This is a genomic window from Pseudoalteromonas agarivorans, from assembly GCF_024518735.1.
GTDB classification, from domain to species: Bacteria; Pseudomonadota; Gammaproteobacteria; order Enterobacterales; family Alteromonadaceae; genus Pseudoalteromonas; species Pseudoalteromonas atlantica.
Window position 1 is genome coordinate 659,901 of record NZ_JANIGJ010000001.1, and the last position, 20,367, is coordinate 680,267.

Consider the following 20,367-nt stretch of genomic DNA (forward strand, 5'->3'; position numbering starts at 1 on the left):
TCCTGATAGTTTTAGTGATAGTTTTTTGAGTGATAGACATGTCTTATACTACTTTTAGTCGTAACCATAATGATCAAATGCAAGAGCCAATGTTTTTTGGCCAAACCGTTAACGTTTCGCGTTACGATCAACAAAAATACCCTATTTTTGAAAAATTGATTGAAAAGCAACTTTCGTTTTTTTGGCGTCCAGAAGAAGTAGACGTAAGTAAAGACCGTTTAGACTTTCAAGCATTACCAGAGCACGAAAAGCACATATTTTTAAGTAACTTAAAATATCAAACGCTGCTTGATAGTGTACAAGGCCGCTCGCCAAACGTTGCCCTACTCCCTATTGTGTCTATTCCTGAGCTAGAAACATGGATAGAAACATGGGCATTTAGTGAAACTATTCACAGTCGCTCTTACACCCACATTATTCGTAACGTTACACAGTCACCAGAACTTATTTTTGATGACATAGTTAGTAACGAAAAAATTAGCGAACGTGCTGATGCGGTAACCACCTACTACGATGATTTAATCAATGGTGTGTCGCTTTACAACCTGTATGGCGAAGGCAAGCACGAAATTAACGGTCAAACCGTTGTAATTAGCTTATTTGATCTTAAAAAGAAACTTTACCTTGCCATGATGTCGGTAAATATTCTTGAAGCCATTCGTTTTTATGTCAGCTTTGCATGTTCGTTTGCCTTTGCTGAGCGTGAATTAATGGAAGGTAACGCTAAAATCATCAAGCTAATAGCACGTGATGAAGCACTTCACCTGTCGGGTACGCAGCATATTTTAAACATTATGCAAGATGGTAAAGACGACCCAGAAATGGCGATTGTTGCCGCGCAGTGCCGTGAAGAAGCCATTAAAATGTTTGTTGAAGCCGCAGAGCAAGAAAAAGAATGGGCAGAGTACTTATTCAAAGATGGCTCTATGATTGGTTTAAACAAACACATTTTATGTCAGTATGTTGAATACATTACCAACGCACGTATGACCGCCATTGGCCTGCCTGCGCAATTTGAAAACAACAGTAACCCAATTCCATGGATCAACTCATGGCTTGTGTCTGACAATGTGCAAGTTGCACCGCAAGAAGCTGAAATTAGCTCATACCTTGTAGGTCAAATTGACTCACAAGTAGATGCCTCAGAATTTGGTGACTTTGATTTATAATGAGTGACAAACCCACTGCAAGTATAACGCTTGCAGATAACAGCCAGTGTATAGAATTTAGCACTGGCTGCCCTTCTGTTTTACACTGCTTAGAAAACCAAAAAATAGACGTAGCGTATCAATGCCGCGAAGGCTATTGTGGCGCGTGCAGAGCCACGTTAGTCTCAGGCCAAGTGCACTATAACGAAGAGCCTTTAGCGTTTGTACGCGAGGGAGAAATACTGCTGTGCTGCTGTAAGCCAAACGGTAATATAAGTATTAATTTAAAATAAATTTACTGCGTTTTATTCAAATGCTGTGGTTCAAACCGGTAGTGCCCCGTGATTTTATAATCAAAAAGCATATCGGTTTTTTCTGCCCCGCGGCCAATGTTATGTACAATTAATGGATTGCCAGTTTGTACTGAACGCTCATTAACTACCATCCCTATATGTGGCAGGTTACCCGGTAACATCCAAGTCACTATATCACCTGTTTTATACTCTTCAGGGCTATCAGATAATACTAACGCACGACCCTGTCTTTTAAAGTAGGTTTGTAAGTTAGGCACTCTGCGGTGGTCTATATTTTTATCGGGTTTGGTCAGTCCCCAAATACGCTTTGAGGGGTACAGAGTAAAATTGTCACGCATGTCTTCGTGTACTAACTGTTGTAAATCTATACCTAACTGGCGATAAGCACGAATTATCACATCGGTACACACCCCAATATTACTTGGCACGTCACCTCCTGGGTAACTTATTGAACGATAACTCCCATCATACGTAACTTGGTGTGTTGTTCGCTGTATTAATGCAGCAGTTATGTCTTCTTCAAATGAATTAGCTAATACACTAAAATATAACCATACATTAGCCATATTCTGTTCCTTGTAAAAAAATTTATAATGCATCCAGTACATACTCAGGCACATTTATTTCCTCGCCTGAATTTATAAAGTGAGTATCGAGCGAATAAGCCATAATTTCAAGCGGTGCATTGTGATAACCAAAGTGCTTAATTTCATTCATATAGCGCTCTATAAAGGCTAAAGCACCAAGATTTTGCCACTGCAATACATGCACTAATTCATGAAAATGTACGCGCAAGTTATCAACACTTGTCGGCAACAAGTAGTAAGTATTTTTATAAGTTGTGCCGCTGACTTTCATATCAATAAAATCACCCAGCCCCATGGCACGTAAAGCAGCAAAATCGGGCTTGGGTATTTCATCGATTACAACATAAAAGGCATTTTCCAAAAATTCAGTTGGGTAAAAACCTGCAAACTGTGCTGTAAATTGAGTGCAGCACACCCGTTTGTATTTATATTTATGATTTACCTTATCAATCCATTGCTCGATTGCGGTTAACATATCCATATTCCAAACCTCATTAAAATCGCGACTAACTAGGTTTAATTAACCTTCTTCTTCAGTCAGTGACTCAAGTAAATCATGAATTTCAGCTTTAAGCGCTTTATCTTCAATTTTATTAGCGCTTAGCTTGGCATTTTTTAGGCTTTTAATCGCTTCGTTTTTTTGTCCAAGCTCTATTTGTAGAGTTGCCATTGAATAAGCAACCGACGACATATGATCTTTATTATTGATTGCAACCGACTTTTGTAGCGCTTTTTCGTATGTGGTAATTGCCTCTTCAAGTTCTTCGGTAAAGTCAGCTAAGGTTTCCCACTGTACAGGGTGATCTTTTGAAGTATTCTCGTTTTCTTCACAAATAGCTTTGAGCCTAGAAAATAATAATTCAAACCTTTTACGGTCGTTTCTATTTGCAGCTTCCATCAGTTGCTCTGCTAAATCATGTACTGCTTTATATACTTTGGTGTTCATCATCAGGAACTATCCTTAACTGGTCACTAAACTAACTATTTAGAGGCGCCCTAATCTTATTAGAACGGCTAATTATTTAGGTGTAATAATACATTATTAATAGATAGCGGGTTGGAATTAAAAGTGTGGTTTTAAAATTATATATAAAAAAGTAATCCACGTTAGTTACAGTGATACACTGAGAAACTAATGGACACCTAATATACTGGCTACAAATGAAAGAGTGCAACCAATGCGGTAAATGCTGTATTAAATACGGTGGGGGCGATTTAAGTGCAACCGTACAAGAAATTGAAATGTGGGCACTGTTTAACCCAGAGATTTATCAATATGTTAAAGATGATGAAATTTGGTTTGATCCAAAAACGCAAATGCGACTCTCCACTTGCCCCTTTTTAGAAATAGCGCCCAAAAAAGAGCCCTCCCATAAAACAATGTATACCTGTAGCATTTACCTAGATAGGCCAGAAGATTGCCGCCATTATCCAAGCCTAGTGTCAGAAATGATACGTGATGAATGCGAAATGATAGAACCTATCGATGTAAAAAACCAAACTAGAGCACAACATAAGCTTAATATAATTATGCTTGATAGCCGCTCTTAATCAGCTTATCTTATTTGCGTGTTTATTCATCGAAAAACATTAAGCTATAGTATAACATTGTTGATAAGTCAAAAACGCGGTGTTATATTATATCACAAAATAGTAACCGCGAACCTTTAAGACAATGACAAAGTTAACATTAATTTCCTCTGCAGTTTTTTCTGTTTTATGTTCCCATTCAGCACTTGCTGCTACCGTTACCGGTAAAATAACAGACGATAAAAACCAACCTATTGAAAACGCAGCTGTACACGTACATGGTAAAGACCAAGGTGTAAGAACCAACGCACAGGGCGAGTTTTCTATTGATGTAGACTCTCAAAGTCAATTGCATGTAAGTAAAGACAACTTTATAGACTCGCGTATTGCGGTAAATGAAAACTCAAACAATGTAACGGTTTCGCTTACCCCTACCTCGGTAGAAACCGTTGTTGTATATGCCTCTGCACTGCATAAAAATAGCTTAGAAATGATTTCGCCGGTAAGCGTTTTATCAGGTGATGAGCTTAAAAACAAATCAAAAGCGACCCTTGGCGAAACACTAAAGGGCTTACCAGGTGTTAATGCCAGTTACTTTGGTCCGGTGTCATCAAGCCCTATTATCCGTGGTTTAGATGGCCCTCGCGTTAAAATTACCCAAAACGGTTTAGATGCCAGCGATGCATCACGCATTGGCCCTGACCATGCAACATCAAGTGACAGCTTAGCAGCTGAACAAATTGAAGTATTGCGCGGTCCAAGCACCCTACTTTATGGCTCAGGTGCAATTGGTGGTGTGGTAAATGTGGTTGATAACCGTATTCCAACGAGCAATTTAGATGATTTAACCGGTGCTGCTGAATACAGCCATGACACGGTTTCTAACTCAAATACCGTGGCTGCAAAACTAGAAACAGGAAATGACGGATTTAACTTTCATTTTGATGGGACTAAACGCAGCGGTGATGACTATGAAACGCCTACATTTAACATTACAGATGAAGATGGTGATGTTGAAACTCATAACTCTGTAGAAAACACTTTTATTGATAGCGACACATTTAATGTGGGTACGAGTTATGTGGGCGATCATTTAACGGTTGGCTTTTCTTACGGTAGCATTGAAACCGATTACGGTATTCCTGGACATGAGCATCATGATCATGACCATGAAGGTGAAACCGAAGAAGAACACGATGAGCACGCAGATGAAGAGGAAGAAGAGTCTGTTTATGCACATCTAGAGCAAGATCGTTGGCAAGGTCTTATAAGCTATGCGCTTGATAATAACTGGATTGAAAATATTAACCTTCGTGTTGGCTACACTGATTACAAACACAGTGAAATTGAAGACGGTGAAATTGGCACCACCTTTAAAAATGAAACAACCGAAGCACGCTTAAATGTAGAGCACAAGTTAGCGCAGTGGCACGGTATGATGGGCTATCATTATAGCGAATCGGACTACGACGCAATTGGCGAAGAAGCATTTACTCCTGCAAGTGTAACCACTACACATGCGTTATACCTACTTGAAGAACGTGAATTTGGTGATGTTACACTCGAGCTTGGTGCGCGTATTGAAGATTACGAAATAACAAGCACAATTACCGACAGCGAGCACGCACATGATCACGATGAAGAAGAAGATCATGACGAAGGCGAAGAAGAAAGCATTGCATACAGCGAAAGCTTTACTAATGTAAGCGCCTCTGCCGGTGCTATTTGGCAATACACACCAGGGCAAAGCGTAGCACTTAGCTTATCTCACTCTGAGCGTGCGCCCCTTTCTGCTGAGCTTTTATCAAACGGATTACACATTGCTACAGGTACTTACGAGTTAGGCCTTGGCTATCATATTGAAGATAACGAGATTCACTTTGAGCCAGAAGACATTAAACAAGAAAAATCGACCAATTTAGATTTTAGCTTTAGACGTTTTAGCGGTGACTTTGGTTACACAGTTAACTTTTTCTATAACGATATTAAAAACTTTTATTATCAACAAAACACTGGATTAGTTTACGACGAAGGAGATGGTTTAGAGTCTGCAATTGGCGCTCATGATGATGCGGTTGCCGTATATCAATTTGCCAGCAAAGATGCTGAACTCTACGGTGTAGAATTTGATGTACACTATCAAATTGACCCTAGTGCCATGGTTAAAGTATTTGGTGATTCAACACGCGCTAAGCTAAAAGACGACGAAGGTAACTTGCCGCGCATACCAGCAAATAAATTAGGATCTGAATTACAATACAATGTAGGCGATTTACAACTAACACTCACAGGTACGCACTACTTTGAGCAAGATAATATTAGCGCCTATGAAACTAAAACCGATGGCTACACAATTGTTGATGCTCAAGCTAATTATCAGTTAAGTTTAGGCGCTATAGATACGCAGTTATACTTAAATGTAGATAACATTACAGACGAACTTGGCTTTGTTCACAGCTCGTTTATAAAAGATAAAGCCCCACTACCTGGTAGAAACTTCCGCTTTGGTATTAGAGGTTATTTTTAATAACCCTTTGGCATTTATTTAGTTACTTTTAAAGCCGCATTTTATATGCGGTTTTTTTATGCCTACTCATTTAATTAACTAGGTTATTTACTTGTTGTAATAGCGTTTGTAGCGCAGGTAGCAAGTTTATCTTTCCCCCAAAATAACTCACTTAATTATGCGGATTGGCCTACATTATTAACGTTTTTAAAGCTTGGTATAAAACCACAAGACACAAAAAAGCCGCGGTCAAGACCACGGCTTTTTAAATACTGACTTAATAATTAAATTAAGAAAGGATTTCGTGTAGCTCAACGTCAAATACAAGCGTTGAGAAAGGTGCAATTGCAGCACCTGCGCCACGTTCACCATAAGCAAGCTCATGAGGAACGTAAATACGCCATTTAGTGCCTACTGGCATCATTTGTAAAGCTTCAGTCCAGCCTTTGATCACGCCACCTACTGGGAATTCAGCTGGTTGACCGCGCTCGTAAGAGCTATCAAATACTGTACCGTTAATTAATGTACCGTGGTAATCAACACGTACTGTAGACTCAGCAGTTGGCTTTTCGCCTTCGCCTGTTGCTAGTACTTCGTATTGTAAACCAGACTCGGTAACAGTGATTTCAGGGCGCTTAGCGTTTTCTTCTAAGAATGCAATACCTTCAGCAGAAAGTACTTTTGCTTCTTCTTCACGACGCGCTTGGATCTCTTCGTTAATTTTTTCAAATGCAGCTTGGATCTCAGGGATCTCAACTTGAAAAGCGCTACCAGCGTACGCATCTTTCATGCCTTCAAATACTGAATTTAGGTTTAAGCCTTCAAAAGGGTTAGACTTAAGTTGCTCACCCATTTGTAAGCCAATACCGTAACTTGCTTTTTCAGCATCTGTAGTAAAATTATCTGACATAATGTGTTTTTCACGTTTTGTTAGTTAAAAGACGCGTACATGCTAACATAAAATAAAACCGGTTTGGGGCTAGTTTTTGCTGTGTTTTACCTTAATTTTGCCAACTATGTAGCTACAAAGGGGTAAACTGAATAAAAATCCAACAAGCAATGGCCACGCTAGTAAACCGCCACTGCCAAACAGCACCAATGGCACTAATACTAAACCAACTAAAGCAATAAAAGCTGCGCCAATAACAGGCCAATGCGTATCGTATTTAGTAATAAGATGCGCAGTTAATACGTTAAAGCCAATACCATACACAAAGGCGGTGATAAGCGTTGCGTCTGGTTGTGCATCTGCTGCCATTTTTATTAATAAATTAATCGCGCTTTGATAACAGTAGCCAAATACAATCCACAGTAGTACATGCTTTACTAAGCGTTGCGATGTTGTAAGGTTTGCTTCTTTTGACATTTATTAAACTCCACAAAGCAAAAAACCGCCCATAAGGCGGTTTTTTTAAATAATGGTGGAGAGATAGGGATTTGAACCCTAGATAGGCTACAAACCTATGCCGGTTTTCAAGACCGGTGCATTCGACCACTCTGCCATCTCTCCGTACGGCGCGAATAATAGGGGGTATTGAGCAACTTGTAAAGACCTAAATGTAAATAATTAGCTAAAAACAGCATTTGGTTCAAAAAACCACCACAAATAGCTAAAAATCTACATTGCTCATTGCCCTATTAATAATATTGCTTTGGCCTGCGTGCAATCCACGAACAAATTAAGCATAGTAATAAACTAAGTGCTAAAAATGTAACGCTTTGAAATATTAAATCAAAACGGTTTAAATCATCACTTGGTACTACCACAAATAAAAATGCAGGTAATACACTAAGCAATAACACATAAAAACAAATTTTAAAGGCCCGACCAAAATCAAACCTTTTAGACTGCTGCATCCACCAGGTTAATAAAACAAGCATTCCCATAGCAGAGCCAGCTATAAAATGTGCAGTATTCGTGCTCATTGCCACATAAAGTGTAATAAAAGCACCCACTATTCCCCAAATTGACCATGCCAGCCAATTCTCTTTCTCTTGTAAAAATAAATTTCCCATCGTTTTCGTCTTCTTTATCGTTATTTTTATTAAGACTTTCCATACTTTAACAAAAAACAACCGATTAAAAAACAAACTGAAGAAGAAAAAGTTAACCTATATTGCTTCCGTGCGCTTCTCACAGCTAAATCAAAAAAGGACGAGCCTAACAGCAGCAACCTTAATGTTATATGACTGCGCAAAACTGCAATAGTTCATTATTTATTATAAATAAGTGAAGTAATCATCTGGTTTGTGCTTAGCTGCCTTTTTGCACTCAATCTCTGGGGTGCCTAAATATAAATACCCAACAATTTCATCTTGTTCGTCTAAATTAAGGGCATTTTTGACTGCTGTGCTTTGTGCAAAATACCCTGTACGCCATACACCACCTAAACCTTGTGCAAATGCGGCTTGTTGCATGGCAAGTACACTGCAACCGGCGCTTTGTACTTGCTCAATACGCGGCACTTTTGGATGGGCTTGATACTTAGCAATAGCAATAATGATCATCGGTGCGCGCAGCACAAGCTCTTTTGCGCGTTTAATCACTTTTTCTTCTTGCTGCTCAGCAACGGCGCTTTGATGGTATATCTCACCTAATTTATGGCGGGCATCACCTTGAACGACAATAAACTGCCAAGGCGCAATACATCCGTGATCAGGCACCCGTAACGCGGCTTGCTTTATTATATCGAGCTGCTCTGAATTTGGCCCTGGGGCGGTTAATTTAGCGTCAGATTGGCGGGTTAGTAAAAGCTCAATAGCATCCATAGCGTACTCTCATAATTCAAAACGTTAGAGTACCATTTATGCCTTTAAAAAATAAACTCTGCGTAATTATCAATTTTATTAAAACCCTACTTATTCTCTCGTATTACAGCGCCATTACTGCGTAAACAATATTCATATACCACTGTATAAATCCGAGAGAGGCGCGATGCGTTTAACACACGTTACAAACAAAAAGGGCGTATAAAAAATATTTATACGCCCTTTTTAAACCAATTTGTTTGCTACTCTTTTACTACTGCACGCCTGAGCCAATAATCAACACTAACAAAGCGACCGCCACCTACAAAAAACAAGCTAAGTAACATGGCAAAATAAATAGCAGAAAATTCAATACCGTTATTTATTACGGAAGGTTTACCTTTTTCATATAAGTAATCAGTAAATCCGTGCTCTTCAACTATGCCCCTAATTTTACCTATACGTTCTTGTACTTCTAGTGAGTTTTCAAGGCTTTCTTTAGCCCCAGGAATTGATAACCAATCAAGTACTTGAGCCGAACTGGTTGTAGGGTTTGATGGCGCTATAGCAAACCAACCATTATGCCAATGCACAGTTGTTGCTGCCACAACCATTGTAAACATCAGCGGAATGCTTACTAAGCGGGTAAATAGCCCAAAGAGTAAAAACCACCCGCCTAAAAATTCACTCCAGCCTGCTAAAAAGGCAAGTAAGTCTGGAAATGGTAAACCTAAACCCCATTCACTATTGCCAAACCATTGTACAACGCTTGCATCAGCAAGAAAATAGCTAAAAAAGCCGTCGGTTTCTCCACTTAGGGCTAATTTATTAAAGCCCGCAATAATCATTACGGGGGCTAAAATTAAGCGAAAAAGTAACGCAGGTAATCCGTCGGCATACGATAGATTACCCATGATTTTATTATACAAACGAAATAATTTACTCATGTGTGGCCTGCTTTGTCAGTGTTTTAAGTTATGGACTCTATACACACAAGACCTGAGGGCACTGTAAATTATTTCATTTTATTAACACTGTTAAATGGCTCTGGCCACTTGAAGCGCTTCAAAAATTGCACGCTTTGCATCAATTGCTGCTGCTAATTTAGCGCCACCAATAACATGTACCTTTGCATTTTCGCGGTGTTGCTCAAGCACTTCATTATTAGAAATCTGCCCTATACACGCAATAACCGTATCAACCGGTAGTACTTGTTTTTCTCCGGCAACAGTAACTGTAAGGCCGTTTTTATCAAAACTGTGGTACTGGCAATCAGCAATTTGTTTAACACCATGTTGCTTAGCGACTTGACGATGTATCCAGCCTGTAGTTTTACCAAGCCCGCTACCAAAGCGCCCTGCACTGCGTTTTAGCATGTATAATTGTCGCTCATCTTTGTGCGGCTCTGCCTCGCACTCAATACCCCACTGCTTTTTAAACTCAGGAATAGATTGCGATTTGTGCTCACTTAAAAAAGCAACCATATCAAAGCCAATACCGCCGGCACCTAAAATGGCTATTGATTTGCCCAGTTCGACCTCACCGCGTATAACTTCATCATAAGCAAATACACGCTTAGAGTCTGCGCATTCAATTGCAGCTTCACGCGGGCGTACACCTGTGGCAAATACGATGTCATCGTATTTTTGTAACATTGCATCATCGTAGGCTTTACCAAGCTCTACATTTACGTTGAGCCTTTCAAGTTCATTAGTAAAGTAGCTAAGCGTATGATTAAAGTCTTCTTTACCTGGAATTTGCATGGCTAGATTAAATTGGCCACCCATTTGTGTTTTTTGATCGATAAGCGTTACTGTGTGCCCTTTTTCAGCCAAATAACAACTTGCCGAAAGCCCAGCAGGGCCCGCGCCAACAACTAATACATTTTTAGCTTTAGAAGCTTTATCTAACGGGTAATCAAGTTCAAAGGCCGCTTGTGGGTTAACTAAACAGGTTGCACGTTTATTTTTAAATACGTGGTCTAAACAGCCTTGGTTACAGCCAATACAAATATTTATTTGTTTAGTTTGCTGATTTTGATATTTGTTAAAAAACTCCGGATCGGCTAATAAAGGGCGCGCCATTGAAATTAAATCGGCTTCATTATCATTAAGGATTTGGTTGGCTATATCCGGCGTATTAATACGGTTTACAGCTATAACAGGTACATTCACCACTGACTTCAATCGTTTTGAAGCTTCTTTAAATGCTCCAGGAGGCACCATACTGGCGATTGTTGGCACGCGTGCTTCATGCCACCCAATGCCAGTATTAAAAATATCAACACCGGCCTGCTCAAGTGCTTTTGCCTGAATAGTGACTTCATCAGGGGTTGAGCCATTCGGGATTAGGTCCATAACAGATAATCTAAAAATAATTAAAAACGTATCAGATACTTTAGCTCTAACGGCTTTAACTATTTCAAGCGCTAATCGCATTCTATTTTCTAGGCTGCCACCAAATTCGTCATCGCGCTTATTGGTGTGTGGCGCCATAAATTCATTAATTAAATAACCTTCAGAGCCCATTACTTCAACACCATCGTAACCTGCTTTTTCTGCCATATAGGCAGAGTGCGCAAAGTCTTTAATGGTTTTTTTAATCGAGCCTAACGACATTTGTTTAGGTTTGTATGGATTTATAGGCGCTTGAATAGCACTCGGGGCTTGGTTAAACGGATGATAAGCGTATCGACCAGCATGTAAAAGCTGCAAACATATTTTTCCGCCATGTTTATGAACGGCGCCTGTGTATGCACGGTGTTTAAATACATCATAATAACTGTTAAATGATGAAGAAATAGGCGTTAATTTACCGCGCAAGTTAGGGCTGTATCCCCCGGTAATGATCATGGCCGTGCCGCCTTTAGCACGCGCCTCGTAAAAAGCGCTTAATCTTTTGCGGTTGTGCCAGCCCTCTTCAAGGCCTGTATGCATTGAACCCATTACCAAGCGGTTTCGTAATTGTGTGTGTTTTAATTGTAATTGTTGTTCTAACATCCTGTGCCCCGTTAACTGGTCTAACCTGTATACATTAGCTAATTCTGCTTTAATGGCAAGTAATAAGCAATATGTGCCTGCATTTAATTAAAAATACGATTAAAAACGTATATTTATGTAACCTCATAAACACTTCGTTACGATTTAGAAGTTAAAATTATTTTTATTCTAGGCTAAGATGGAACTAATGTATTAGCTGTACCAAATTAAGGAGCTATTTTGATAGCAAAGGTATTTAGAGGTATTTGGGCTGGAATAAACTTTTCTCGTCGTTTAATACTCAACATTTTGTTTTTATTACTGGTTGTTGTATTTTTTATGTCGCTATCAAGCGATGACGATACAATAATAATAGAAGATGGCTCTGTACTTAGGCTTAATCTTAATGGGCCTATTGTGGAAGAAAAAACATATATAGACCCTGTCGAAGCAGCTATTAACGATGCTACGTCTAATTCAGAAGCACCTAGTGAAATTTTACTTGATGATGTAGTCAAAGTGATTGATGAAGCCACTAATGACGAGCGCATCAGCGTTATCTTACTAGATTTGCAAGAAATGCCGAAAGCCCACCTAAATAAGCTAAAGCGTATTACTAAATCGTTAGATGCCTTTAAGCAAGCGGGTAAAAAAGTGATTGCATCGGGCTACTATTACACTCAATCGCAATATTATATTGCATCGCATGCCGATGAAATTGCAATGCATCCTTATGGTTCGGTAGCCATTGAAGGCTATGGAATGTATCCACTTTACTTTAAAGAAGCACTAGAAAAACTTAAAGTAACACAGCATATTTTCCGTGTCGGTACGTTTAAGTCGGCGGTAGAGCCGTTTATTCGTAACGATATGTCTGATGCTGCTAAAGAAGCAAACCGTGTTTGGCTTGGTGCATTATGGAGCGAATATAAGCAAGATGTTGCTGCAGTTCGCCCTTTTGATGAATCGAACTTTGACGAAACCATGGATGCTTACCTTGCTAAAATGAAGGCTGCAAATGGCGATGCAGGTAAATATGCACTTGACCATCAATGGGTCGACTCGCTTAAAACAACTCAGCAAATTCGCCAACAACTCATTGATTTAGTTGGCGCACAAGAAGACGGTAAAACATTTAAGCAAGTGTCTTTTCGTGAATACTTAAGCTTAGTTAAGCCCCCTATCGAATTTGATAACCCAATTACAGAAAAAGTTGCTGTAGTTGTTGCTAAAGGTACGATTGTTGATGGTGAGCGCAAAGCAGGTGAAATTGGCGGCGACTCTACCGCAGCATTACTTCGCAAAGCACGCCTTGATGATAAAGTAAAAGCGGTTGTTTTACGTATTGATTCAGGTGGCGGCAGCATGTTTGCCTCTGAGGTTATTCGCGCTGAAGTATTAGCACTTAAAGCCGCAGGCAAACCAGTAATCGCATCGATGAGCTCAGTTGCCGCATCTGGCGGTTATTGGATTGCCTCAGCAGCTAACGAAATTTGGGCAGCACCAAGTACTATCACCGGCTCTATTGGTGTGTTTGGTACATTTATGACTTTTGAAGATACTTTATCTGAAATTGGTGTGTACTCAGATGGTGTTGCAACGTCAGAAATGGCTGGATTTTCTATTACTCGCCCGCTTAATGAAAAAATGGCGCAAGTTATTCAAATGAGTGTTGAAGAAGCTTATAGCCGCTTTATAGATGTTGTTGCTGATGCGCGCAATATGACACCAGAGCAAGTTGATAAAATTGCACAAGGGCGTGTGTGGATTGCTTCACAAGCACAAGAGCTTGGCCTAGTTGATAAGCTTGGTGATAAACAAGATGCGATTGATGCTGCAGCGGCGCTTGCCAAACTTAATCACTACGAAGTGAAAACAATTAAGCAAGACCTAAGCCCGCAAGAAAAAATGCTGCAAGATATTTTTGGCAGTGCATCCGTTAAATCTATGCTTGGCTTAAATACAAATACAGCCTCTGTTTTAGCCACTCAAGCTAATATTAATACGGTGATAAAGCGCCTAAGTAGTGAAGTCGCTGATCTGAAAGATTATAACGATCCGCAGGGTGTATACGCACGTTGTTTAGAGTGTAGCGTTGCACAATAAAAGTGCACGTATTTACTCAAGCAGCTGTATTTAAAACAACTTAACGTTATACTAAGCCCAGTTTTTTTACTGGGCTTTTTTTATGAAACGTAAACGCATTTATATCGCATACACTGGCGGTACCATAGGTATGAAAAAATCGAGCCGTGGCTACATTCCGGCTGAAGGTTTTTTAACAGAAACAGTGGTCAATAACGCAGAATTTAACCGTGAAGAAATGCCCCTTTTTGATATTCACGAGTACTGCCCTTTAATCGATTCATCAGATATGTCGCCAGCGCATTGGCAACTAATAGCTGATGACATTAAAAGCAAATACCACGATTACGATGGTTTTGTGGTACTTCATGGCACCGATACAATGGCTTACACAGCCTCTGCCCTGTCGTTCATGTTCGAAAACTTAACTAAACCCGTTATTGTTACTGGCTCACAAATTCCTTTATCGCAATTACGCTCTGACGGCCAAGTTAACTTATTAAACGCCATGTTTTTAGCGGCTAATTACCCCATTGCTGAAGTGAGCTTATTTTTTAATAACCAATTATTTAGAGGTAACCGAGCCACGAAAGCACATGCCGATGGTTTTAATGCTTTTGCATCTCCTAACCTAGAGCCTTTAGCGTTATCTGGTATTAATATTCAGCTAATTAAAGGCCAGCTAAGCCCTTATGTAGAAAACGAACTACAGGTAACCACCATTACACCTCAACCAATTGGTGTACTTTATTTATACCCAGGCATTAGTAAAGACGTGGTTAAAAGTTTGGTGAATGACAATATAAAAGCACTGGTATTGCTTAGCTTTGGCGTAGGTAATGCCCCACAAGACCCCGACTTTTTAGACGTGCTAAGTGAGGCAAGTAAACGCGGCATGGTTATTGTTAATTTAACGCAGTGTTTAAAAGGCCATGTAAATATGGGCGGCTATGCTACGGGTAACGCGTTATTAAATATTGGTGTAATAAGTGGCTACGATATGACACTAGAGGCGTGTTTAACAAAGCTGCATTATTTGTTTAGCCAAAACCTAGAAATTGAAACGATTCGCCATTTAATGCAAGACAATTTACGCGGTGAATTAAGCCGCTAATTTTAGTGACCAAAACGCAAAAGGCACGCTAAATAGCGTGCCTTTGTTATTTTATAAACGCGGTAATTATCGTACTTTCGCGTCTATACCCACTAAATCAGTTAAGTGGCACACTTCACCTGAGTGAGTTTTAATACCATGCTCACCAAAGTAATCACGCTGAGCTTGTACTAAATGCCCATTACTTGGTGTGGTTAATGTGGCTAAATACGTTTGTGTTGATGCAAGCACAGGGAACGCTAAGCCAGTCATTATAGCTTGCCCAGTTACTTTGCGAAGCGCATTAGATTCATTTTCAAGCGTATCAATGTATTCCACGCCTTGCGCTACGCTATCTAGGTAGTCAGCACGAATAATACAACCCGCACGCCATGTTTGCAGCGTTTTAGACAAGTCTACTTTCCACTGATGGGTACGTGATGCCCCTTTAATTAACGCTAAACCTTGGCGATACGCTAATAAACTCGCCAATGTAAAGGCATCTTTTAGCTCTTCAAGGTCAATATCAACCTTGTTTGTAGCTTTAGCGGCATACGTCATTTCTTGTGCAGCGGTAGTGTCACATACATTGGTTAAGTGGCGAGCTTGCACCGCAGCAACCAGTGAAGGAACAGCAATACCCAGTTCAAGTGCATTTTGCGCAGTCCACAGGCCTGTGCCTTTTGCGCCTACTTTATTATCAATTAAATCAACAAGCGGCTCTTGCTTGGTGTTTTCAAGAGATAAAATATGGCTAGAAATAGCAAGTAAGTAGCTATTTAAGTGACCGGTAGACCAGTCATCAAAAATTTCAGCCACTTCTTTTGGTGAGCGACCTGTGCCAATACGAAGTAGTTGATACACTTCAGCAATAAGCTGCATAATTGCGTATTCAATGCCGTTGTGAACCATTTTTACAAAATGGCCACTGGCCGATTGACCAACGCGTGCAAAACACGACTCGCCATTGTAGCTAGCGGCTACTTTTTCAAACCACGGTTCGATTCGCTCCCAACCGCCTTCTGAGCCACTTGCCATCATTGCAGGACCATGACGAGCGCCTTCGGCACCGCCAGAAATACCCATGGTGGCAAATTCAAATTTGTTTTGATACTTAAGTTTACGATTAATGCCGTCTTTGTAGTTACTGTTACCACAATCTACAATCATATCGTTACACTGTACGCCAGCTTCAACAAGCTCATTACACACAGCATCAACCAGTTCGCCTGCAGGCACTAATAATAAAATAGAGCGAGGTGCTTCTAAACGCCTTACCATGTCTCCTAAATCAGAAACAATATGAAGTCTATCGGCCATGCCTTGCGATTTAGCACAACTTAATAACTCTTCACCCGCATGTGGGTTTTTATCATATGCGACTAACGTTATGCCTTTTTCAATCATGTTTAAGGCAATATTTTTGCCCATAACGCCTAACCCGACTAATGCAACTTGCATTTAGTGTCCTCCTCGGTAACAACTATTTGGTTAGTAAACTAAGTAATTCATTAAATAATACCGCGTGCATTATACTCATACCGTCATAAAATGCGAACGTTGAGCTAACACAGCATGCTTTTTTATTACGCTATTAAAAAGCACTGCAATTGTATCAAATATAAGGGCTGTGCGGTTACAAATACTCTGCGTATTTTGAATTTAAGATCATTGACGGATTTTGACACCGGTGTCATAATGATGACATATTCGTTTTGTATAAAATAGTGGCAATACTAACTAGTTTGCCTATAACTAAAAATGTTTATACATAAGTTATAAGTATTTTGAAGTCACAAAATAACCGTCAACCTGCTTACACATCTAAGCACACAGGAGAATTTGATGCTAAGACGCACAAAAATAGTCGCTACACTTGGGCCTGCAACAGATCGAGATAACAATCTAGAAAAAATTATTCGCGCTGGCGCTAATGTAGTACGTTTAAACTTCTCACATGGTGTTGCACAAGATCATAAAGACCGTGCACAAGCTGTACGCGAGATAGCCACAAAATTAGGTAAACATGTTGCTATCCTTGCAGACCTTCAAGGTCCTAAAATTCGTGTTTCAACGTTTAAAGAAGGTAAAGTAAACCTTGAAGTAGGCGCTAAATTCACCCTAGATGCAAAAATGGAAAAAGGTGAAGGCGACGTAAACGCGGTAGGTATTGATTACAAAGAATTACCACAAGATGTAAGCCCTGGCGATTTATTACTATTAAACGATGGCCTTATTCAACTAACCGTTGAGCAAGTAGAAGGTCACTTAGTACACTGCTCGGTTACGGTAGGTGGTGTATTATCAAATAATAAAGGCATTAACCGTTTAGGCGGTGGTTTAACAGCCCCTGCGTTTACAGAAAAAGACAAAGAAGATTTAATCACTGCCGCTGAAATAGATGTTGATTACATTGCAGTATCGTTCCCACGCAGTGGCGATGATATGCGTTATGTACGCTCTTTAGCAGAAGCAGCAGGTTCTAAAGCACAACTACTAGCAAAAATTGAGCGTGCAGAAGCCGTAGAAACACAAGAAGCCGTAGATGACATTGTTTTAGCATCAGACGCTGTAATGGTTGCTCGTGGCGATTTAGGTGTTGAAATTGGTGATGCTGCGCTAATGGGTAAACAAAAACTCATTATTCGTCGCGCTCGTTCATTAAACCGTACTGTTGTAACCGCAACACAAATGATGGAATCGATGATCGATAACCCAATGCCAACACGCGCAGAAGTTATGGATGTGGCAAACGCGGTACTTGATGGTACTGATGCAGTTATGCTTTCAGCAGAAACCGCTGCCGGTGATTACCCTGAAGAAACGGTCGCTACAATGGCACGTGTTTGTTTAGGTGCAGAATCGCAAAAAGAAACCCACGTATCTAAGCACCGTTTAGACAGCCGTTTTTCTAACAATGCAGAATCTATCGCGCTTTCAGCTATGTACGCTGCTAATCACTTAGATTCGGTTAAAGCCATTGTTACCTTAACTGAGTCAGGTAGCACCGCTAAACTTATGTCGCGTATCAGCTCTGGTTTACCTATTTACTCGCTTTCACGCCATGCAAGCACGCTAGGGCAGACAGCGCTTTATCGTGGTGTTTACCCTGTGTTTTTTGATTCTACAAAAACTGAAAAAGACGGAATGGTTAAAGCCGCACTTGATACCCTTGTATCACAAGGTTCATTACACTCTGGCGATACAGTAATTATTACTCACGGTGACTCAATGGAAACTGTGGGCGCAACGAACACAATGAAAATTGTAACTGTTGCGTAATTTCTGCCCTATATAAAAAATGCGAGCTAAGCTCGCATTTTTTATGTCTGTAAAATATCAAACTAGCTGGCTAGCGCTGCTTTTACTTTATCGCGGTAGCTTCGGCTTACTTTAAGCTCTTGTCCGTTTTCAAGCACTAATAAATACTCACCGCTGACTTGTGTAACCAGCTTGCTTATTTGTTTTGTATTTACAATTGCACTGCGGTGAACGCGCACAAACAAATGTGGGTCGAGCTCTTGCTCAAGCTCTTTCATTGTTTTGCGCAAAATATGTGTTTGTCCATCTTGGCAATGTAAACACATATAATCGCCGGCGGCATCAACCCACTGAATTGTCGCAACCGGGACACGAATAATTTCACCCTGCTCTTTTACCGCCAGTGATTCTGGGTAACGTTTGTCGGTTAGGGTATCGCCTGTGGCTAATTTTTTAAGTATTTCTTCACAGTTATTACCTGTAATACCGGCAACAAAACTCGCTAGTTTTTTCTTATGGGCGTTGTCTTGCTGTGTTTTTAAGTAACTATGCACTTTTTCTACCGCCTGTTTTAGTCTGTTATCGTCAACGGGTTTTAAAATGTAATCCAAAGCATGTATTTCAAATGCCTTTACTGCAAATTGATCAAATGCAGTAACAAACACAATCGCGGGTAACGCTTTAGCGCTTTCGCTTAAGGCACGGGCAACTTCAAAGCCATTCATTCCTGGCATTTGTATATCTAAAAAAACTAAGTCTATTGGGTGTTCTTTACATGCTGCTATTGCATCAGAGCCTGAACTACACAGTTTAACTACTTCTATATCAGTATATTCTTCAAGTCTTACTGCTAAGCCCTTTCTTGCTAATGGTTCATCATCAACAATGATGGTTTTAATTTTAGTCATTTCTTCACAGCCTTCTCAAACGGTACTCGCAGATTAACTTTCAATCCACTTGGCGTATTATGTGATAATACAAACGAATAATTATTTTCATAGAGCGTTTTTAATCTGTCTTTGGTATTTGCCACCCCTACCCCTTGCGCATTTACAAGTTGTCCGTCTATTAGCTCGGTACCGGGGCCATTATCACCTACTTCAAGTAGTAGCTCGTTGGCAAAAACCTGTGCTTTTATGTCTATCACACCGCCTTGTGACATATGCGCAATGGCGTATTTAATTGCGTTCTCAATTATCGGTTGCAAAATTAAGCTTGGCACAAGTGCCTCTTTTGCTTGCTCGCTTACATCTACATTTACTTTTAAGCGCTCATCAAATCTAACCCGCTCTATTTCTAAATACAGCATTAATGCGTGTAGCTCTTGCTCTAAAGGCACTTTTTTAATGGGATCGGTATTTAGTGTATAACGCAAAAAGTCGCTTAACCTTGCCACCATTAAGTTAGCATCTTTGTTTTCTTTTACCAAAACTAATGTAGAAATAGCATTAAGCGTATTAAATAAAAAATGCGGGTTAAGTTGATATCTGAGCATTTTTAATTGCGCTTCATGGGCCATTGTAGTTGCTTTAAGCGCTTTTTGTCGCTCACTTTGTAATAGCTGGTAATACTTTATGCCAAAGTATAAGCCACTCCAACATAAAATTATGTAAACAGAGTCTAAGCCATGCTGTAAATAGTAAAACCAATCTTCTGGGCGATAACCATGGCGGTATATTTCCCATAAATTAAATTTTTGTACAATTGCCCACAATGTACCTGTAATGTACGAGGCACCAAATACAACCACCATTAATATCCAAGGCGATGCATTCCAGGTTTTTCTGTAAATATAACGAAGTGGGACTGTCATTAAACAGCCTGCGTAGGCATTTAATAATATAACGAACACGTAAATATCACGCATTTCAAATACTTTAGAGCCGATATAATTTACAAGCGCATAACCAATCCAGCCTGCAATTTGCAATAGCCAAAAAAAGCGTTGCCTGTTATCAACTAAAGATTGCCAATTCAAAATAAAATACAACTCCGTATAAGTTAGCCAATAAGTTAAAATTACGTTAGCTAATTTAACCACTGGTTTGGTTATTATATCGATTATTACAAAGTGTTAGCAGTACCAACTGTCTTAATTTTTAAGAGCCTTACCGCAA

General features: G+C 39.9%; 19 protein-coding genes and 1 tRNA gene. 7 read left to right on the forward strand and 13 right to left on the reverse strand.

Annotation, left to right across the window (positions count from 1 at the left end; translation table 11 throughout):
- Positions 1-38: 38 nt before the first annotated feature.
- Positions 39-1,169: a class Ia ribonucleoside-diphosphate reductase subunit beta gene (nrdB, locus tag NQT65_RS02915; protein ID WP_004587863.1), complete on the forward strand. Its 1,131-nt coding sequence runs from the start codon at positions 39-41 to the stop codon at positions 1,167-1,169.
- Positions 1,169-1,441, forward strand: a complete 273-nt coding sequence (gene yfaE, locus NQT65_RS02920; protein WP_004587862.1) for a class I ribonucleotide reductase maintenance protein YfaE — start codon at positions 1,169-1,171, stop codon at positions 1,439-1,441. Before nrdB ends, yfaE begins: the two co-directional genes overlap by 1 nt.
- 2 nt (positions 1,442-1,443) lie before the next feature.
- Here yfaE and NQT65_RS02925 read toward each other — a convergent pair whose 3' ends face one another.
- Genes NQT65_RS02925 through NQT65_RS02935 form a run of 3 tightly spaced genes read right to left on the reverse strand, consistent with a single transcriptional unit; the run spans position 1,444 to position 2,998 of the window.
- Positions 1,444-2,028, reverse strand: coding sequence for a DUF1287 domain-containing protein (locus NQT65_RS02925; RefSeq protein WP_256850464.1), 585 nt, complete (start codon positions 2,026-2,028; stop codon positions 1,444-1,446).
- A gap of 22 nt (positions 2,029-2,050) precedes the next feature.
- A complete protein-coding gene (locus NQT65_RS02930) occupies positions 2,051-2,530 on the reverse strand; it encodes a hypothetical protein (protein WP_256850465.1) in 480 nt (159 codons plus the stop codon).
- Positions 2,531-2,569: 39 nt separating this feature from the next.
- On the reverse strand, positions 2,570-2,998 hold the full coding sequence (locus tag NQT65_RS02935; RefSeq protein ID WP_256850466.1) for a tetratricopeptide repeat protein: 429 nt from the start codon (positions 2,996-2,998) through the stop codon (positions 2,570-2,572).
- A gap of 212 nt (positions 2,999-3,210) precedes the next feature.
- Between NQT65_RS02935 and NQT65_RS02940 the strand changes: the two genes are divergently transcribed.
- Together NQT65_RS02940 and NQT65_RS02945 are read left to right on the forward strand one after the other, a co-directional pair.
- Positions 3,211-3,600, forward strand: coding sequence for a YkgJ family cysteine cluster protein (locus NQT65_RS02940; protein ID WP_004587858.1), 390 nt, complete (start codon positions 3,211-3,213; stop codon positions 3,598-3,600).
- Positions 3,601-3,724: 124 nt separating this feature from the next.
- Positions 3,725-6,106, forward strand: a complete 2,382-nt coding sequence (locus tag NQT65_RS02945) for a TonB-dependent receptor (RefSeq protein ID WP_256850467.1) — start codon at positions 3,725-3,727, stop codon at positions 6,104-6,106.
- Positions 6,107-6,374: 268 nt separating this feature from the next.
- Here the strand turns inward: NQT65_RS02945 and NQT65_RS02950 are convergent, their stop codons facing one another.
- The 7 genes from NQT65_RS02950 to NQT65_RS02980 all read right to left on the reverse strand — a co-directional run bounded on the left by NQT65_RS02950 (position 6,375) and on the right by NQT65_RS02980 (position 11,832).
- The gene (locus tag NQT65_RS02950) at positions 6,375-6,995 is read right to left on the reverse strand and encodes a BamJ family beta-barrel-assembly machinery protein (RefSeq protein ID WP_004587856.1); all 621 of its coding nucleotides are present in this window, start codon (positions 6,993-6,995) and stop codon (positions 6,375-6,377) included.
- Positions 6,996-7,064: 69 nt separating this feature from the next.
- Entirely contained in the window at positions 7,065-7,451 is a 387-nt protein-coding gene (locus NQT65_RS02955; RefSeq protein WP_029772511.1) for a hypothetical protein, read from the reverse strand.
- A gap of 53 nt (positions 7,452-7,504) precedes the next feature.
- Positions 7,505-7,595, reverse strand: a tRNA-Ser gene (locus NQT65_RS02960).
- Positions 7,596-7,723: 128 nt separating this feature from the next.
- A complete protein-coding gene (locus NQT65_RS02965) occupies positions 7,724-8,101 on the reverse strand; it encodes a hypothetical protein (protein WP_024034084.1) in 378 nt (125 codons plus the stop codon).
- A gap of 204 nt (positions 8,102-8,305) precedes the next feature.
- A complete protein-coding gene (locus tag NQT65_RS02970; protein WP_004587853.1) occupies positions 8,306-8,854 on the reverse strand; it encodes an NAD(P)H nitroreductase in 549 nt (182 codons plus the stop codon).
- A 242-nt stretch (positions 8,855-9,096) separates the two neighbouring features.
- Positions 9,097-9,780 (reverse strand): HvfX family Cu-binding RiPP maturation protein, encoded by a 684-nt coding sequence (locus NQT65_RS02975; protein WP_256850468.1) that lies wholly within the window; start codon positions 9,778-9,780, stop codon positions 9,097-9,099.
- 90 nt (positions 9,781-9,870) lie between these two features.
- Positions 9,871-11,832 carry an oxidoreductase gene (locus NQT65_RS02980; protein WP_256850469.1) on the reverse strand — a complete coding sequence of 654 codons (1,962 nt, stop codon included), beginning with the start codon at positions 11,830-11,832 and terminating at the stop codon, positions 9,871-9,873.
- A gap of 219 nt (positions 11,833-12,051) precedes the next feature.
- On the opposite strand from NQT65_RS02980, the gene sppA reads away from it, so the two are divergent.
- Both sppA and ansA read left to right on the forward strand, forming a co-directional pair.
- A complete protein-coding gene (gene sppA, locus NQT65_RS02985) occupies positions 12,052-13,917 on the forward strand; it encodes a signal peptide peptidase SppA (protein WP_096739664.1) in 1,866 nt (621 codons plus the stop codon).
- Between the two features lie 82 nt (positions 13,918-13,999).
- Complete coding sequence (ansA, locus tag NQT65_RS02990) at positions 14,000-15,010, forward strand: asparaginase (RefSeq protein WP_024034079.1); 1,011 nt, start codon at positions 14,000-14,002, stop codon at positions 15,008-15,010.
- Between the two features lie 66 nt (positions 15,011-15,076).
- Here the strand turns inward: ansA and gndA are convergent, their stop codons facing one another.
- A complete protein-coding gene (gene gndA / locus NQT65_RS02995; RefSeq protein WP_256850470.1) occupies positions 15,077-16,450 on the reverse strand; it encodes an NADP-dependent phosphogluconate dehydrogenase in 1,374 nt (457 codons plus the stop codon).
- 384 nt (positions 16,451-16,834) lie between these two features.
- Between gndA and pyk the strand changes: the two genes are divergently transcribed.
- Positions 16,835-18,271, forward strand: coding sequence for a pyruvate kinase (gene pyk, locus NQT65_RS03000; RefSeq protein ID WP_256850471.1), 1,437 nt, complete (start codon positions 16,835-16,837; stop codon positions 18,269-18,271).
- A 62-nt stretch (positions 18,272-18,333) separates the two neighbouring features.
- Here the strand turns inward: pyk and NQT65_RS03005 are convergent, their stop codons facing one another.
- Positions 18,334-19,158 (reverse strand): LytR/AlgR family response regulator transcription factor, encoded by an 825-nt coding sequence (locus NQT65_RS03005; RefSeq protein ID WP_256850472.1) that lies wholly within the window; start codon positions 19,156-19,158, stop codon positions 18,334-18,336.
- Positions 19,155-20,228, reverse strand: a complete 1,074-nt coding sequence (locus NQT65_RS03010) for a sensor histidine kinase (protein ID WP_024034075.1) — start codon at positions 20,226-20,228, stop codon at positions 19,155-19,157. Before NQT65_RS03010 ends, NQT65_RS03005 begins: the two co-directional genes overlap by 4 nt.
- Between the last annotated feature and the right edge of the window lie 139 nt (positions 20,229-20,367).

What these genes read in the sequence shown, in the direction of transcription:
- NQT65_RS02970 (WP_004587853.1), bottom strand. Translation starts at nt 8,854, where the DNA reads ATGGATGCTATTGAGCTTTTACTAACCCGCCAATCTGACGCTAAATTA.
- yfaE (WP_004587862.1), top strand. Translation starts at nt 1,169, where the DNA reads ATGAGTGACAAACCCACTGCAAGTATAACGCTTGCAGATAACAGCCAG.
- NQT65_RS02940 (WP_004587858.1), top strand. Translation starts at nt 3,211, where the DNA reads ATGAAAGAGTGCAACCAATGCGGTAAATGCTGTATTAAATACGGTGGG.
- NQT65_RS02980 (WP_256850469.1), bottom strand. Translation starts at nt 11,832, where the DNA reads ATGTTAGAACAACAATTACAATTAAAACACACACAATTACGAAACCGC.
- ansA (WP_024034079.1), top strand. Translation starts at nt 14,000, where the DNA reads ATGAAACGTAAACGCATTTATATCGCATACACTGGCGGTACCATAGGT.
- NQT65_RS02955 (WP_029772511.1), bottom strand. Translation starts at nt 7,451, where the DNA reads ATGTCAAAAGAAGCAAACCTTACAACATCGCAACGCTTAGTAAAGCAT.
- nrdB (WP_004587863.1), top strand. Translation starts at nt 39, where the DNA reads ATGTCTTATACTACTTTTAGTCGTAACCATAATGATCAAATGCAAGAG.
- gndA (WP_256850470.1), bottom strand. Translation starts at nt 16,450, where the DNA reads ATGCAAGTTGCATTAGTCGGGTTAGGCGTTATGGGCAAAAATATTGCC.
- NQT65_RS02935 (WP_256850466.1), bottom strand. Translation starts at nt 2,998, where the DNA reads ATGATGAACACCAAAGTATATAAAGCAGTACATGATTTAGCAGAGCAA.
- NQT65_RS02930 (WP_256850465.1), bottom strand. Translation starts at nt 2,530, where the DNA reads ATGGATATGTTAACCGCAATCGAGCAATGGATTGATAAGGTAAATCAT.
- NQT65_RS03005 (WP_256850472.1), bottom strand. Translation starts at nt 19,158, where the DNA reads ATGACTAAAATTAAAACCATCATTGTTGATGATGAACCATTAGCAAGA.
- pyk (WP_256850471.1), top strand. Translation starts at nt 16,835, where the DNA reads ATGCTAAGACGCACAAAAATAGTCGCTACACTTGGGCCTGCAACAGAT.
- NQT65_RS02945 (WP_256850467.1), top strand. Translation starts at nt 3,725, where the DNA reads ATGACAAAGTTAACATTAATTTCCTCTGCAGTTTTTTCTGTTTTATGT.
- NQT65_RS02950 (WP_004587856.1), bottom strand. Translation starts at nt 6,995, where the DNA reads ATGTCAGATAATTTTACTACAGATGCTGAAAAAGCAAGTTACGGTATT.
- NQT65_RS02975 (WP_256850468.1), bottom strand. Translation starts at nt 9,780, where the DNA reads ATGAGTAAATTATTTCGTTTGTATAATAAAATCATGGGTAATCTATCG.
- NQT65_RS02965 (WP_024034084.1), bottom strand. Translation starts at nt 8,101, where the DNA reads ATGGGAAATTTATTTTTACAAGAGAAAGAGAATTGGCTGGCATGGTCA.
- NQT65_RS02925 (WP_256850464.1), bottom strand. Translation starts at nt 2,028, where the DNA reads ATGGCTAATGTATGGTTATATTTTAGTGTATTAGCTAATTCATTTGAA.